Raw genomic sequence first — 13,313 nt, 5'->3', positions numbered from 1 at the left:
CTTGAGTCCGAAGCTCAGCCGATCTGGATTTTGGTGTCGGAAACGAACTGGTACGGCGGCACGGCCAGGTTCGTGGGCGCTGGGCCCTGGCGGATGCGGCCGGACGTATCGTAGACCGAACCATGGCAGGGGCAGAAGAACCCGTCGTAGCTGCCTTCATGAGCGATCGGGATACAGCCGAGATGGGTGCAGATGCCGATCACGACCAGCCACTGCTCGTGGCCCGACTTGACCCGGGCCTCGTCGGTCTGCGGATCCGGCAGGCTCGCCACGTTGACGGCGCGCGCCTCGTCGATCTGCTTCTTGGTGCGGTGGCTGATGTAGATCGGCTTGCCGCGCCAGAACACCTTGATGTCCTGGCCTTCCGCGATCGGGCTGAGATCGACCTCGATCGGCGCACCGGCGGCGATGGTCGAGGCATCCGGATTCATTTGGGAGATGAAGGGCCAGAGCGCAGCCGCGCCCCCTACTGCTGCAAATGCCCCTGTTGCAACGAATAAGAAATCACGGCGTGTCGGATGGTCCGCCGAAGACGCTGTCGTCACGATTCCAACCCTTTCTTCTTGCGCTACCGGTGGAACCGCTCCGAGGGGCGCCCAAGAGGTCCCCGGAAAGGCTGCCGGCACCCGCGGCCCCCCGCGGCGGCAGAACTTGGCTTGTTCACCTCTAAACGGGTGAAACAGCAGTCCAGAATCGTTCTATTGGCACCCTTGCCGGGCGAGCGCAAGCCCGCTAACGGCGTGGGAGCGTGCAATGCACGAATTCCCGGGCGGGCGATGTTTTATTGAGACATTTTGCGCCCGCAAGCCAACTCGCCGCCGCCCATGCAGATCGCACTTTTCCAGCCCGACATCCCCCAGAACACCGGCACGATTCTTCGCCTCTGCGCCTGCCTGGGGCTCGATGCCCATATCATCGAACCGGCGGGCTTCCCCATCTCGGACCGCCTGTTCCGCCGGGCGGGAATGGACTACCTCGACCATGTCAGGCTGGCCCGCCACGTCTCCTGGGCGACATTCGAGGACTGGCGTGCAAGCCAGGGCCACCGGCTGCTGCTGTTCACCACCAAGGCCGCCACCGACTACCGCGATTTTCATTACCAGAGCTCGGACATCCTGCTATTCGGGCGCGAGAGCGCCGGCGTCACCGACGCAGTGGTCGAGGCGGCCGATGCGCGTCTGGTGATCCCGATCAAGGCGGGGCTGCGGTCGCTCAATGTGGCCATGAGCGTAGCCATGGCCGCCGGCGAGGCGCTGCGGCAGACCCGGAACCCGCAAGGTTTGACAGGTTGAGGAGAGAGGCTTGAGTTACGCGGTCAAGGAGATCTTCCTGACCCTGCAAGGCGAAGGCGCCCATGCCGGGCGCGCGTCGGTGTTCTGCCGCTTTGCCGGCTGCAACCTCTGGAGCGGGCGGGAGGCCGACCGCGCGGATGCGACCTGCAAGTTCTGCGACACGGATTTCGTTGGCACCGACGGCACGCTCGGCGGGCGCTATGGCTCGGCTGCGGAACTCGCCGATACCATCGCCGCGCAATGGACGGCGGCTGCCGCCAATCGCTACGTCGTGCTGACCGGCGGGGAGCCGCTGCTCCAGGTCGACGCCGCGCTGATCGAGGCGCTGCACGAAAGAGGCTTCGAGATCGGCGTCGAGACCAACGGCACGATCGCAGCTCCTGATGGGCTCGACTGGATCTGCGTTAGCCCCAAGGGCGGCAGCGACCTGGTCCTGCGCCAGGGCCACGAGCTGAAGCTGGTCTATCCCCAGGCCTTGGCGATGCCCGAAGCATTTGAGGATCTCGCCTTCGAGCGCTTCTCGCTGCAGCCGATGGACGGGCCTGAGGTCATCGAGAACACCGCGCGCGCGATCGATTATTGCCTGCACCATCCGCAATGGCGGCTCAGCGTGCAGACCCACAAATCGCTCGGCATCAGATAGGACGCGACCCGCGAATGCAGATGGACGTCACGACGATCGAACACCGCAAGGCCCGCGCCCGCGCCTGGTTCGAGCGCTTGCGCGACGACATCTGCGCGAGCTTCGAGCGGCTCGAGGACGACGCGCCGCAAAGCCTCTATCCGGGCGAGGTCGGCCGCTTCAAGCGCACGCTTTGGCAGCGCACCGACCATTCCGGCGCGGCCGGCGGCGGCGGCGTGATGTCGATGATGCATGGCCGGCTGTTCGAGAAGGTCGGCGTGCACTGTTCGACGGTGCACGGCGAGTTCGCACCCGAATTCCGGGCCCAGATCCCCGGCGCGGCGGAGGATCCAAAATTCTGGGCCTCCGGCATCTCGCTGATCGCGCATATGCGCAATCCGAACGTCCCCGCCGTGCACATGAACACGCGCTTCGTCGTCACCACGAAGGCCTGGTTCGGCGGCGGCGCCGACCTGACGCCGGTGCTGGAGCGAAGGCGGACGCAGGACGATCCCGACAGCATCGCCTTCCATGCCGCGATGAAACAGGCCTGCGTGCAGCCGAGCGGTGTTGCCGACTACGACAAGTACAAGAAATGGTGCGACGAGTATTTCTACCTGCCGCACCGGAAAGAGGCGCGCGGCATCGGCGGCATCTTCTACGACTGGCACGACAGCGGCGACTGGGACGCCGACCTCGCCTTCACCCAGGACGTCGGCCGCGCCTTCCTGAAGATCTATCCCGAGATCGTGCGGCGCAACTTCGCGAGCACCTGGACGCCTGCGGACCGCGAGGAGCAATTGATCCGCCGCGGCCGCTACGTCGAGTTCAACCTGCTCTACGACCGCGGCACCATCTTCGGACTGAAGACCGGCGGCAACGTGGACTCCATCCTGTCGTCGCTGCCGCCCGAGGTGAAGTGGCCATGAACGCCGTGCTGCCGCCGCTGCCCCGCGCCATGCTGATCGACATGGACGACACCATCCTGTCGGCCTATGGCCGGCCCGAGATCGCCTGGAACACGATCACGGCCGAATTCGCCGAGGAGCTCGCCCCGCTGCCACCGCCGATGGTCGCGACCGCAGTGCTGGCCTTCGCGCGAAACTTCTGGGCCAATGCCGAACCGGCGTGGCGGATGAAGCTCGCCGAGGCGCGGCACCTGACCGTGAAGGGCGGCTTCGCCGCGCTCGCGGCCGCAGGCCACCGCGCCCTGCCCGATGACCTCGCCATTCGCCTCGCCGACCGCTTCACCGCCTATCGCGAGGAGGAGATGTTCGTCTTTCCCGGCGCGCACGAGGCGATCGACCAGTTCAAGGCGCTTGGCATCAAGCTCGCGCTGGTCACCAACGGCGCCGCCGACATGCAGCGCGCCAAGGTCGAACGCTTCGAGCTGGCGCACCGCTTCGACCACATCCAGATCGAGGGCGAGCACGGCTTCGGCAAGCCCGAGGAGCGCGCCTATCTGCACGCGATGCAGGCGCTCGGCGTCACCGCTGAGGACACCTGGATGATCGGCGACAATCTGGAATGGGAAGTGGTGACGCCGCAGCGCCTCGGCATCTATGCGATCTGGATGGACGTGCATGGCGAGGGCCTGCCCGAGGGCTCGACGGTCAGGCCCGACCGCATCATCCGCTCGCTCGGCGAACTGCTGCCGGACCGGCCGTAATCAGCCGGTCAAAACAAGACTCGAAAAACAACCCCATGCACAGTAGCGCGCTGCTGTAAAATCAAGGACTTGCGGATTTTACGAAAAATTTCTGACCCGTCGGGCAAAACAGGGGTATTGTGGCATCGTCGCGAGGGTTGCCATCGACCCTAGAGCGCGATGCGATGAGGATGAATCGTCATCGCGCTCTAGCTTATTGTTTGAGCATGATCTTTTCGGAAAACCGCTACGCACTTTTCCGGATCATGCTCTTGTCCCTCCCGCGAGAGGCTCGAGCACGCCCAAGGCAACCTATTCCACGGTGATATTGCCGGTCTCAATGACCCGCTTCCAGCGGGCCAACTCAGAGACCAGAAACTCCTGGAATTGCTCCGGGGTGTTAGCCACGATTTCGAGGCCGATATCCTCCATTCGTTTGCGTACGTCCGGTGCCTTCAGCGCCGCGACGATCTCGCCATGCAATTTTGCTTTCACATCGGCAGGAAGCCCCTTCGGAGCAGCCACCGCCTGCCACGAAAAGACGTCGACACCATCGATCCCAAGTTCCTTCAAGGTGGGCACTTCGGGCAAAAGACGGGATCTGGCATCACCGGTGATGGCGAGAACCTTGAGCTGCTTGGATTGAATTTGCCCGATGACGGCGTTGATGTTTTGAAACGATACGTTGACATGCCCCGCGAGGAGATCACTCACAGCGGGCGCCCCGCCGCGATACGGCACATGGAGACCGGTCGTCCCAGTGCGCTGCCAGAACAGCGCCGCCGTGAGATGATCGGACGAACCCGCACCCGAGCTTGCAAAAGTGATCTTGCCGGGGGCCTTCTTCAGTTGCTCCACCAATTCGGCGACGGTGTTTGCCGGAAAGTTCAAGTTGGCGACCAGGACGTTCGGTGCGCGCACGGCGACCGTCAAAAGGTCGAAGTCCTTCAGAGGATCATACTTCAGATTAGGCTGAAGAAATGGATTCGTCGCATAGACACCGATCGAGCCGACGAGAATGGTGTATCCGTCCGCTGGCGCCCGGGCCACCGCCGTTGCTCCAAGAGCGCCCGTTGCGCCGGAGCGGTTTTCGACGACCACCGGCTGCCCCAGCGTATCGGAGACCTTCTGTCCGATTGCGCGCGCGACCATGTCGGACGAGCCTCCCGCCGGGAATGGAACGATAAAGGTGATATTCCTTTCCGGCCAGGCCGCGTATGCCATCGAGGTTGCGGCAAGAAGCAGGATGCCAGCTGCACCAAATCGAATCTTCGATAAAAAAGTAGCATTGCCCATTGTCGATCCTCCGTTGCGACATTTTTCTGAGGGCCTATTTTACGTGCACATGCCATCCCGATTGATGCTCAGATTGTATTGATTGATCCACTATTTATCACAGGCGCTTTGTCGCGGTGAAATCGCCGGCGTGCAAACCTGCCGAGGGGTGGCGCTTCGCTCTTCCAAGCGTTGTCGAGTTTTGCCTACGCGTTGTCTCAACTCCCACGCTTCACCTTGAGCGTCAGCAGCGGCTTGCCTTTCTCGGCGATGTAGGTCGCGAGCTCCGCCGCGTTGCGGGCGCAAACGCGGTCTTTCACGCCCCAATCATTGCGCAGCGTATCTCGCGGTCAACGAATGACCGTGCAAGCTGCCGGAGAACACCACGATCGCCTTTGGCGACAGCTCGGCTTGCAGCTTTCCCGTCATCATGTTGGGATTGGCCGGCGCAAGCGGAACGGTGACCGTCTTGCCGCCATCCTGAATCGTTGCGCGTCCCCGCATATCCTTCGTCGACAGCGGCGATCCATCGTCATCCCCAACGTAAAAGACGATGTCCGTCCCCTTACTGACGAATTCGATCGGATGCCCTTGCGACTTGACGATAGGGCCGCCGTTGCTGCCCTTCGTCTGCGCCGCGGCAACATCCAGCGTCACGATCATCACAGCCGTCATGGCGAGGCCGATATAAGTTCTCATTGCAGGCTCCTCGGTGGTTGTCCGCGCGCATCAATAGGCTTCCGCGGGGGTGAACGTTGCGGCGTGCCCGGCCACCAGCCGCTGCAGCGGCTGTTTGCCGAACATCAGAAACAGAATCGGGGTCACGATTGTGTCGAGGACCGTGGCGCTGAGCAGGCCGCCGAAGATCGTCACGGCCACCGGGTGCAGGATTTCCCGACCCGGCTCGTCCGCGCCGATCAAGAGCGGCGTGAGGGCTAGTCCTGCGCAAAGCGCCGTCATCAGCACCGGACTGAGGCGCTCCATGCTGCCGCGAATGACCAGCCCGGCCCCGAAACGCTCGCCTTCGTGGATGGCGAGATTGATGTAGTGCGAGATCTTCAAGATCCCGTTGCGCGCCGAGATGCCGGCCAGCGTGATGAAACCGATCATCGATGCCACCGACAAGGGCTGCCCGGAGATCTTCAGCGCGGCGACGCTGCCGATCAGGGCGAGCGGAATACCTCCCATGATGATCAGCGCCAGTGCGATCGACCGGTAGCGGCTGTAGAGGACGACGAAGATCATCGCCATGGAGGCCAGCGACAGAATGCCGATGCGCCAGGTCGCCTCCTGCTGGGCCTGGAACGCGCCTTCGAGGCTGGTCGTGTAACCTTGCGGGAAGTCGAGCTCGCGAACCGACCTCTGAATGTCGGCAGCGATATCGGCGATGTCGCGGCGTCCGTCCCCGTTGCCGTACACGACGATCCTGCGCTGGGTCCCCTCCCGCTGAATCTGGTTCGGCCCGTCTGTCTCGACGATATCGGCCAAAGCGCTCAGCGGGACGAACTCCGAGCCGGTCGGGATGAGCAAATTGTGCAGTCCCGTGGTCGAACGGTCTTGCTCCGACAGGCGCATCACGACGTCGAAACGGCGATTGCCGTCGACGATCTGGGAGACCTTCCGGCCATTGGACAGCGCGTCGAGTGCCTGGGTGACCGCAGCCGGCGTCAGGCCGTGAAGCGCGGCGCGAGCATGGTCGATTTGAACCCGCACTTGCGGAATCAGCACCTGCTTCTCGACCTGGAGATCGACCAGACCCGGGATCGTCGACAGACGCTGGCGCACCGTTTCGGACAGCCGCCGCAACATCTCGATGTCCTGGCCGAAGATCTTGAGCACGATCTGGGCACGAATACCGGACTGGAGATGATCGAGGCGGTGGCTGATCGGCTGTCCGATGGCCACCGACGCCGGCAGCGCGGACAGGGCTTCCCGGATGCTGGCATAGATGTCCGCCTTCTGGCGCTTGGACGGTGTGAGATCGACATCGACCTCGCTGTAGTGCACGCCTTCGGCGTGTTCATCCAGTTCGGCGCGGCCGGTGCGCCGTCCGACCGATTTCACCTCGGGCACCTTTGCGAGCAACTGCTCCGCCAATAGGCCAAGACGGTTGGATTCCGCGAGCGAAATGCCTGGATTGTACTGCAGCGACAGGACCAGCGTCCCCTCGTTGAAAGGAGGAAGAAAGCTGCGGGGCATCTGGCTCGCGGCATAGCCTGCCACCGCGACCGCAGCGGCGACGAAGACCAGCACCAAACCCTGCCGCTGGAAGGCCCAGCCGAGCACCCGCCGATTGGCCTGCTTCAGCTTCGTGACGACAAAGCTCTCGCGGTCACCTGAATGAGCTCGTCCCGAAAGCAGATAGTAGGACAGCACCGGCGTCACCGTGATCGAGGTCAGCAGCGAAGCCAGAATCGAGACCACATAGGCGACGCCAAGCGGCGTGAACAGCCGCCCTTCGATTCCCGGAAGGGCGAACAGCGGCACAAAGACGAGAACGATGATCATCGTTGCATAGACGATGCTGGAACGAACCTCCTGGCTCGCGCCGGAGATCACGTCGAGAACAGGGCGCGGGGTGCTCGACGCAGCGTTCTCCCGCAGGCGCCGCAGGATGTTTTCGACGTCCACGACGGCATCGTCGACCAGCTCACCGATCGCGATGGCGAGGCCGCCCAGCGTCATGGTGTTGATCGTGAGGCCGAAGGCGCGAAACACCAGGACCGTCACCAGGATCGATATTGGAATGGCCGTCAGCGACACGAACGCGGCGCGACCGTTCATCAGGAAGACGAACAGGACTATTGCGACGACGATCGCGGCCTCGATCAGGACGCGCTCGACATTGCCGATCGAGGTCTCGATGAAGGTGGCCTGCCGGAACTGCACGTTGGTGACGCTGATGCCCCCGCGCATAGTGCGTTGCAGCTCCCGCAGCGTTGATTCAACATTGCGCGTCAGTGCTACGGTATCCGCAGCCGGTTGCTTCATGACGCTGACGATGACGGCGGGCTTGCCGTTATATCCTGCGTCACCGCGCTTGGTCCGCGCGGCAAAATCCACAGAGGCAATCTGCTTCAGCAGGATCGGCTGCTCTCCGCGGTTGACGACGACGGTGTTGCGGAGGTCCTCGATACGCCTGGTGAGACCGACATTGCGGATCAGATATTCGCGGCCATGCTGGTCGACGAAGCCGCCGCCGCTGTTGGTGCCGAACCTTGCGACCGCCTGCTCGATCTGATCATGGGTGACGCCGAGTGCCTGCATGGTGGCGACGTTCGGCGTCACGCGATATTGGCGGACCTCGCCGCCGATGGGTATCACCTGGGCGACGCCGGGAATGGCGAGGAGTTGCGGTCGGACGACGAAGTCGGCGATCTCGCGCACGTCCATGGGTGAAGCCGTGCCATCGCTCGTCAGCGCGATCAGCATGATCTCGCCCATGATCGAGGTCACCGGGCCCATCTGGGGATTGACCGCGGACGGCAATTGCTCGCGGATCAGCGCCAGCCGCTCGGAGACGAATTGCCGGGCGCGGTAGATTTCGACGCCCCAGTCGAACTCGACATAGACGACCGACAGACCAACGCCCGAGACCGAGCGCACGCGAATGACGCCGGGCATGCCGTTCATCGACGTCTCGATCGGGAACGTCACCAGCTGTTCGACCTCCTGGGGCGCCAGTCCCTCTGCCTCGGTCAGGATGTTGACGGTCGGGCGGTTGATGTCAGGCAGGACGTCGACCGAAACGCTCGGCAGGACGAACAGGCCGTAGCCGACCAGGACGGCGGCGACCACCAGCACGAACAGGCGATTGCGCAAGCTTGTGTGGACGATGAGCTTGAACATGGTCGGCTACCGGATCTGGTTGATGAGGTCGGTGCCGCGAACGACGACATGTTCGCCTTCGTTGATACCGGCGGCCACGATCACGCGGGCTGCGTCTACCTGCACCACGCGAACCGGCCTCGGCTCGAAGCGCTCGGGCTCCGTGTGTAGCCAAACGATATTCTCACCGTTGCCGCTTCGAACGACGGCATTGCGCGGCACGACCAGGCCAGACACGGGCGCTCCGGCCTGGACCATCACATTCAACGGCTGACCGATGTTGAGACCTGCTGGTGGCTCCGGAATGGCGAACTGAACCACGGACGCATGCTGGCGCAGCGCCCGGCTCGTCCCGACGAAGCTCAGCGCAATCTGCTGCCCGTTCGGAGCCATTGCCGTTGCGGCTTCAGGCTGCTTCAAGCCGATTTCGTCATAGGCGAGCGCCTCGACCCAAAGACTGCTTGGGTCCGCGATCTGAAACAGGACGTCTTGGAGCTGTATGACCTGGCCCGGCGCGACCTTGGCTGCGGTGATGATGCCATCGGTCGATGCCCGCAGTTCCTCGAAGCCGGTGCGGGAATTGCGAACGGTCTCGCGGCGCGCCCGCAGACCCTCCAATTCGCTTTCGAGGTCGTTGACCTGCCCTTGCGGCACCGCGCCGCGTTCGGCCAGCGGCCGGAGACGCCGCAGCTTGTTGTCCGTGATCGCCATCAGCTGTTCGATCTCGCCGACCTTCTCGAGGATCGTCGTGCGGTCGGCGATTGGCAGATGCGGCTCGATCCGGATGAGCAGATCGCCCTTGCGGACGGTTTGCCCGATGCGGGGGATGCCGTCATCGCCGGGAACCACGCGGCCGCCGTAGATGCTCTGCACGATGCTGCTGCGGTTGGGGTCGGCCATGACACGGCCGATCAGGGTGACGGCGGGATGAATCGTCTGCGGCTCGGCTGCAGCGGTTCGTACCTCGAGCAGACGCTGCGTCGGCTTGGCCGCGAAGACGGTGCCGTCTTGCAGACGGCGCGGGGCATCGCTCAGCGCGGGAACATCCGGCGGACTTGGTTGCGTTGCATTGGTCCGGCCCTCGCCGAACATGACGGAGGCGAGAATGACGAAAGCCCCCGCCAACACCGCGGACATCGAGGCCGCCATGAAGCGGCCACGCCGCTTCCAATAGGCGAAGAGACCGCCGAAGCCCAAGGCGGCGAGCACGGACGCGGCGATGGCGGCTCGGGTCGAGAGAAGCCAGCCGGGCGCGTGCTTCTGCTCTGCGGGCCGGGCCTCTGCACGCGGTATGAACGAGTCGACCAGCAGATCATTTCCCCTGCTAGCGTTGATCGAGAAGATCACCTCGACCGATCCGGATGGTGTGCCGTTCGGAATCGGGGCGGTGTAGACGCCGTCCTCCTGGCTCGATGCCTCGATCGGGGCGGAATCGCCGATCGTGACCTGCAAGGCGGCGCCCGAGACCGGCTCGTTCGTCGCGGCATCATCGATGAAGACGGACAGCCTGCCGTCCTTCAGGATGCCGACGATTTCGTAGAGCTCGGAGCGCGCGGCAATCCTCGGATAGGCTGAGGACACGACGGCCGTCTTCTCGGCGTCGCCGTGATCGTGCCCCTCATGGCCAAAGGCGCCCGACAAGGCAAAGACCAGGCTCGCCAACCAAAAAGCGCCAGCCAGCCCAAGAGCTGCGAGCCCTTTCGGGCAGCGCTGATTCATCAACATCGAAAGATCCTTCAGACATGCGAAAAGGCGGCGACCGAAGCGCCGCCGGGACTACGCGATGCTGAAGGTACTTGGTGGCCGGACGAGTCCGTCGGGGCGCACCCCGACAATGGCCCGCGCGAGCGGCAGGTCCATGGCGCCGAGCACTTCGAAGACGCTGAGCAGGTGAACGACCTGCGCTGAGGCGATCGAGGTGCCAAACATGTCCCAGGCCACGCCGGGAGCGCCGTCCTCGTCGTGATCCGGCCCGTCATGGACGTGGCCTTCCGCGTCGTCGCCGGCGTGGGAATGCACGTGGCCGGCCAGCTGATCGTGGAAATGCAGGGAACCGCTGAGCGTGACGGACGGCATCGGCATGGCGCCAACAGCCGCCTTCACCTGCGAGACCGAGATCAGGGCCGCCTGAAGCACAAACGCAAAAATCGCCACGAACATGGCCGTTCTGGCGAGTTGACGAAGATGGTGGCGGACACCGTGCGGCACGCCGAAAAACTAGGCGATGCCGACCGCGAATTCAAGGCGACGTTCGCATCGCGTGGGAGGTGGTCCAGACACCCTCCCCGTTCGATCGAGGAGCTGCCGCCGCCCGACATCCGGCAGCCCGCCTGCCTTACTTGAAGTGAAATGCTTCACAAGCCGCAATCCGGGATTGCGGTAGCCTCGTGCCATGGGGCGTGGCGAGTTGGAGGCGACAATGGAGCAGGACCTTCCGAAGCAGGCAGCGCGCACGCGATCCCCGGTGAAGGCGGCGGGTATCTGGCAGAGAATTCAATCCTGGGACAGCCGCCTCTCGGTCACCAAGGGACTGACGGCCGTGACCCTGCTGACCGGCTTCCTGGGCGGATATTTCCAGTACCTGAATTCCTATGAACAGAAGGTCGGCGAGCAGGCCAAGGCGGACATGCAGAAGGCGACCGACACCTTCCTCGAGATCTCGGACGCCTTCGCCGACGTGCAGATCCAGCAGGAGACCATGCTGCGCGAGCAGTTCGGCTCGCTGAAGGCGCAGGCAAGCCCCGCTTTCATTCCGGTGGACTCCAAGACATTCGGCTCGTTCTCGGACTATTGGAAGGCGCGCACGTCGCTGCGGCGGAACGGCGCCATCTTTGCGCGCAAGGCGGAGATCTACATCGACTGGCCCAGCGACCTCGGGCGCGATCCGGCCGCAGAGCACACGCTTGACCAGGATCCCCTGACGGCAACGCTGCTCACCAAGTACAACTTCGATTGCGATTCCGACGCCAACCTTCCGCAGTTCAAGGGTGCGATCTTCAATGGCGCCGATCCTGGACGCCCCAGCGACGAATTGTGCAACGACCCGACGGCCAATGGGCTCAAATCCTACGTCAACCTCTGTGCCAGGTGGGCGGATGGCGAGATCGATGCGTTGCAGAAGGTCGTGACCATCAACTGGTGGAGCGCCAAGCACCACGTCCTGGTGATGCACCATTGCTTCGAGGTGCTCCGCGGCGGACCGAATGCGTTGCAAGCTCCGGCCTCCGGCAACGACGTGCCGAACGATCGCAAGCTCGACAAACCACGCGACAGCAATGAGCACAGGCTACAGCTTCAGGCCCGCCGGCTGGACGCGTTCATGACGCTGACCATGGCGCAGCTGGATCGCATCAGGGTGCGATACCGCCCCACCGGCTTCTTCTGCCATGTTCCGCTCGCGCGCGATGCCATCGGCTATTTCAGCAACCAGTGCCTGCCGAACCAGCCGGTCACGAGCGAGCGCAGCTGAGCCGTACCGCGGAGACACCTTCCGGCACCGGTAGCCGGCGTGATCGGCCTGTCATGACGGCCTGTTAGCGTCGGCCGTGTCGATCAACCGAAAGGACAATCCATGGATCTGAAGGCCGGCGATGTCGTGATGCTGAAATCCGGCGGTCAGCCGCTGACCGTCGCGGAGGTGAAGGAGAACGAGGCGCTGTGCCTGTGGATGGGCATGGAAGGCGACCTGTTCCGCGAGACGCTGCCGCTCGCCGTGCTCGTGCAGGTGGAAGAAGACGACGAGGACGACGAAGACGAAGATGATGACGAGGAGTAGGCACTTCTCGGACTGCATTCTCGTGCGAGCCGAGTTCGGCTCCGGCGCGCCCGATGTCCGCTTCCCTGTCAACCACAGGGCGATAGCGGACATCGCTGGATGTCGCAGAAGCGCAAGCGATGGATTTCGCAAGCGAAGCTCGCCGCCAATGGCTCGACGGTGAAGGCGCTGTGCGTCGAGGGCCTCACCGCGGCCCCGATGACGGGCGCGGGTTGATCAGACGAGGATACGAGGCGCCGCCGTGGCCCTGTCTCCGGAATTCGGCGTCCCCGTCGGTTCGATCAAGAGGATGTGCACTTCCCCACGCGCCACCGGCCGGTGCTCGACGCCCTTCGGCACGACAAAAACCTCGCCGGGGTTGAGGGTGACCGTGCGGTCCCGCAGCTCGATGTCGAGCGTCCCGCTGAGCACGAGAAAGAAGTCGTCCGTGTCCTCGTGCTTGTGCCAATGAAACGGCCCCTCAAGCTTGGCCACCATGATGTCGTTGTCGTTATAGGTCGCCACCGTGCGCGGGGAGAAGCGATCAGTAAAGGTTGCGAGCTTCTCGGCGAGATTTGCGGGTGCTTTCATGGCGTCTCCCTGGACAAGCAGCAGTCTGGTCCGCGTTTGCAAGACGAGCTGCGCCGGTTAGCACGAGCTGAATCACAATACGAGACTGCTGCGACGCCGGGAGTGGCACAAGGATGGGTTTCGCAACGGCGAAACCCATCCCTACGAGCTGATGCCGATCGGATCAGAACCGATAGTTGATGCCGCCCTTGGCCGTATGAAGCTGAACCTCGGTGTCCGTGAAGGACGCGCCGGGGAATGCAAGAGCATTGCCGTTCGACTTTCCGAGATTGATGTAGATGTACTCGGCCTTGAACGTCCAGC

The 13,313-nt window shown here is 63.6% G+C and carries 13 protein-coding genes; 6 read left to right on the top strand and 7 right to left on the bottom strand.

Annotation, left to right across the window (positions count from 1 at the left end; translation table 11 throughout):
• Positions 1-14 precede the first annotated feature (14 nt).
• On the bottom strand, positions 15-545 hold the full coding sequence (gene petA, locus I6F28_RS24605; RefSeq protein ID WP_036006265.1) for a ubiquinol-cytochrome c reductase iron-sulfur subunit: 531 nt from the start codon (positions 543-545) through the stop codon (positions 15-17).
• A gap of 279 nt (positions 546-824) precedes the next feature.
• On the opposite strand from petA, the gene I6F28_RS24600 reads away from it, so the two are divergent.
• The 4 genes from I6F28_RS24600 to I6F28_RS24585 are packed head-to-tail and all read left to right on the top strand — an operon-like array spanning position 825 to position 3,583.
• On the top strand, positions 825-1,292 hold the full coding sequence (locus I6F28_RS24600) for a tRNA (cytidine(34)-2'-O)-methyltransferase (RefSeq protein ID WP_225141495.1): 468 nt from the start codon (positions 825-827) through the stop codon (positions 1,290-1,292).
• Between the two features lie 10 nt (positions 1,293-1,302).
• On the top strand, positions 1,303-1,935 hold the full coding sequence (gene queE / locus I6F28_RS24595; RefSeq protein ID WP_225141493.1) for a 7-carboxy-7-deazaguanine synthase: 633 nt from the start codon (positions 1,303-1,305) through the stop codon (positions 1,933-1,935).
• Positions 1,936-1,955: 20 nt separating this feature from the next.
• Positions 1,956-2,843, top strand: a complete 888-nt coding sequence (gene hemF / locus I6F28_RS24590; RefSeq protein ID WP_225141641.1) for an oxygen-dependent coproporphyrinogen oxidase — start codon at positions 1,956-1,958, stop codon at positions 2,841-2,843.
• Positions 2,840-3,583: an HAD family hydrolase gene (locus I6F28_RS24585; RefSeq protein WP_036024837.1), complete on the top strand. Its 744-nt coding sequence runs from the start codon at positions 2,840-2,842 to the stop codon at positions 3,581-3,583. The genes hemF and I6F28_RS24585 overlap by 4 nt, the downstream gene beginning before the upstream one ends.
• Before the next feature lie 291 nt (positions 3,584-3,874).
• Here I6F28_RS24585 and I6F28_RS24580 read toward each other — a convergent pair whose 3' ends face one another.
• The 5 genes from I6F28_RS24580 to I6F28_RS24560 form a co-directional block, all read right to left on the bottom strand.
• The gene (locus tag I6F28_RS24580) at positions 3,875-4,858 is read right to left on the bottom strand and encodes a Bug family tripartite tricarboxylate transporter substrate binding protein (protein WP_050995926.1); all 984 of its coding nucleotides are present in this window, start codon (positions 4,856-4,858) and stop codon (positions 3,875-3,877) included.
• Between the two features lie 306 nt (positions 4,859-5,164).
• Complete coding sequence (locus I6F28_RS24575) at positions 5,165-5,536, bottom strand: hypothetical protein (protein ID WP_225141491.1); 372 nt, start codon at positions 5,534-5,536, stop codon at positions 5,165-5,167.
• 30 nt (positions 5,537-5,566) lie between these two features.
• Positions 5,567-8,686 (bottom strand): efflux RND transporter permease subunit, encoded by a 3,120-nt coding sequence (locus I6F28_RS24570; RefSeq protein WP_225141490.1) that lies wholly within the window; start codon positions 8,684-8,686, stop codon positions 5,567-5,569.
• Between the two features lie 6 nt (positions 8,687-8,692).
• On the bottom strand, positions 8,693-10,390 hold the full coding sequence (locus tag I6F28_RS24565) for an efflux RND transporter periplasmic adaptor subunit (protein WP_225141488.1): 1,698 nt from the start codon (positions 10,388-10,390) through the stop codon (positions 8,693-8,695).
• A 51-nt stretch (positions 10,391-10,441) separates the two neighbouring features.
• A complete protein-coding gene (locus tag I6F28_RS24560; RefSeq protein ID WP_225141486.1) occupies positions 10,442-10,825 on the bottom strand; it encodes a hypothetical protein in 384 nt (127 codons plus the stop codon).
• Positions 10,826-11,084: 259 nt separating this feature from the next.
• On the opposite strand from I6F28_RS24560, the gene I6F28_RS24555 reads away from it, so the two are divergent.
• Together I6F28_RS24555 and I6F28_RS24550 are read left to right on the top strand one after the other, a co-directional pair.
• The gene (locus tag I6F28_RS24555; protein WP_225141484.1) at positions 11,085-12,134 is read left to right on the top strand and encodes a hypothetical protein; all 1,050 of its coding nucleotides are present in this window, start codon (positions 11,085-11,087) and stop codon (positions 12,132-12,134) included.
• A gap of 102 nt (positions 12,135-12,236) precedes the next feature.
• Positions 12,237-12,440: a DUF2158 domain-containing protein gene (locus I6F28_RS24550; protein WP_036024831.1), complete on the top strand. Its 204-nt coding sequence runs from the start codon at positions 12,237-12,239 to the stop codon at positions 12,438-12,440.
• A gap of 216 nt (positions 12,441-12,656) precedes the next feature.
• Here the strand turns inward: I6F28_RS24550 and I6F28_RS24545 are convergent, their stop codons facing one another.
• The gene (locus tag I6F28_RS24545) at positions 12,657-13,010 is read right to left on the bottom strand and encodes a cupin domain-containing protein (protein ID WP_109145945.1); all 354 of its coding nucleotides are present in this window, start codon (positions 13,008-13,010) and stop codon (positions 12,657-12,659) included.
• Positions 13,011-13,313 lie beyond the last annotated feature (303 nt).

Source organism: Bradyrhizobium sp. NBAIM14, assembly GCF_020193895.1.
Lineage (GTDB): Bacteria > Pseudomonadota > Alphaproteobacteria > Rhizobiales > Xanthobacteraceae > Bradyrhizobium > Bradyrhizobium yuanmingense.
Note: the sequence above shows the minus strand (reverse complement) of the source record. Positions and strands in the feature narration are given on the sequence as shown.

What these genes read in the sequence shown, in the direction of transcription:
- I6F28_RS24575 (WP_225141491.1), bottom strand. Translation starts at nt 5,536, where the DNA reads ATGAGAACTTATATCGGCCTCGCCATGACGGCTGTGATGATCGTGACG.
- I6F28_RS24580 (WP_050995926.1), bottom strand. Translation starts at nt 4,858, where the DNA reads ATGGGCAATGCTACTTTTTTATCGAAGATTCGATTTGGTGCAGCTGGC.
- hemF (WP_225141641.1), top strand. Translation starts at nt 1,956, where the DNA reads ATGGACGTCACGACGATCGAACACCGCAAGGCCCGCGCCCGCGCCTGG.
- I6F28_RS24560 (WP_225141486.1), bottom strand. Translation starts at nt 10,825, where the DNA reads ATGTTCGTGGCGATTTTTGCGTTTGTGCTTCAGGCGGCCCTGATCTCG.
- I6F28_RS24600 (WP_225141495.1), top strand. Translation starts at nt 825, where the DNA reads ATGCAGATCGCACTTTTCCAGCCCGACATCCCCCAGAACACCGGCACG.
- I6F28_RS24565 (WP_225141488.1), bottom strand. Translation starts at nt 10,390, where the DNA reads ATGTTGATGAATCAGCGCTGCCCGAAAGGGCTCGCAGCTCTTGGGCTG.
- I6F28_RS24570 (WP_225141490.1), bottom strand. Translation starts at nt 8,686, where the DNA reads ATGTTCAAGCTCATCGTCCACACAAGCTTGCGCAATCGCCTGTTCGTG.
- I6F28_RS24550 (WP_036024831.1), top strand. Translation starts at nt 12,237, where the DNA reads ATGGATCTGAAGGCCGGCGATGTCGTGATGCTGAAATCCGGCGGTCAG.
- I6F28_RS24555 (WP_225141484.1), top strand. Translation starts at nt 11,085, where the DNA reads ATGGAGCAGGACCTTCCGAAGCAGGCAGCGCGCACGCGATCCCCGGTG.
- I6F28_RS24545 (WP_109145945.1), bottom strand. Translation starts at nt 13,010, where the DNA reads ATGAAAGCACCCGCAAATCTCGCCGAGAAGCTCGCAACCTTTACTGAT.
- I6F28_RS24585 (WP_036024837.1), top strand. Translation starts at nt 2,840, where the DNA reads ATGAACGCCGTGCTGCCGCCGCTGCCCCGCGCCATGCTGATCGACATG.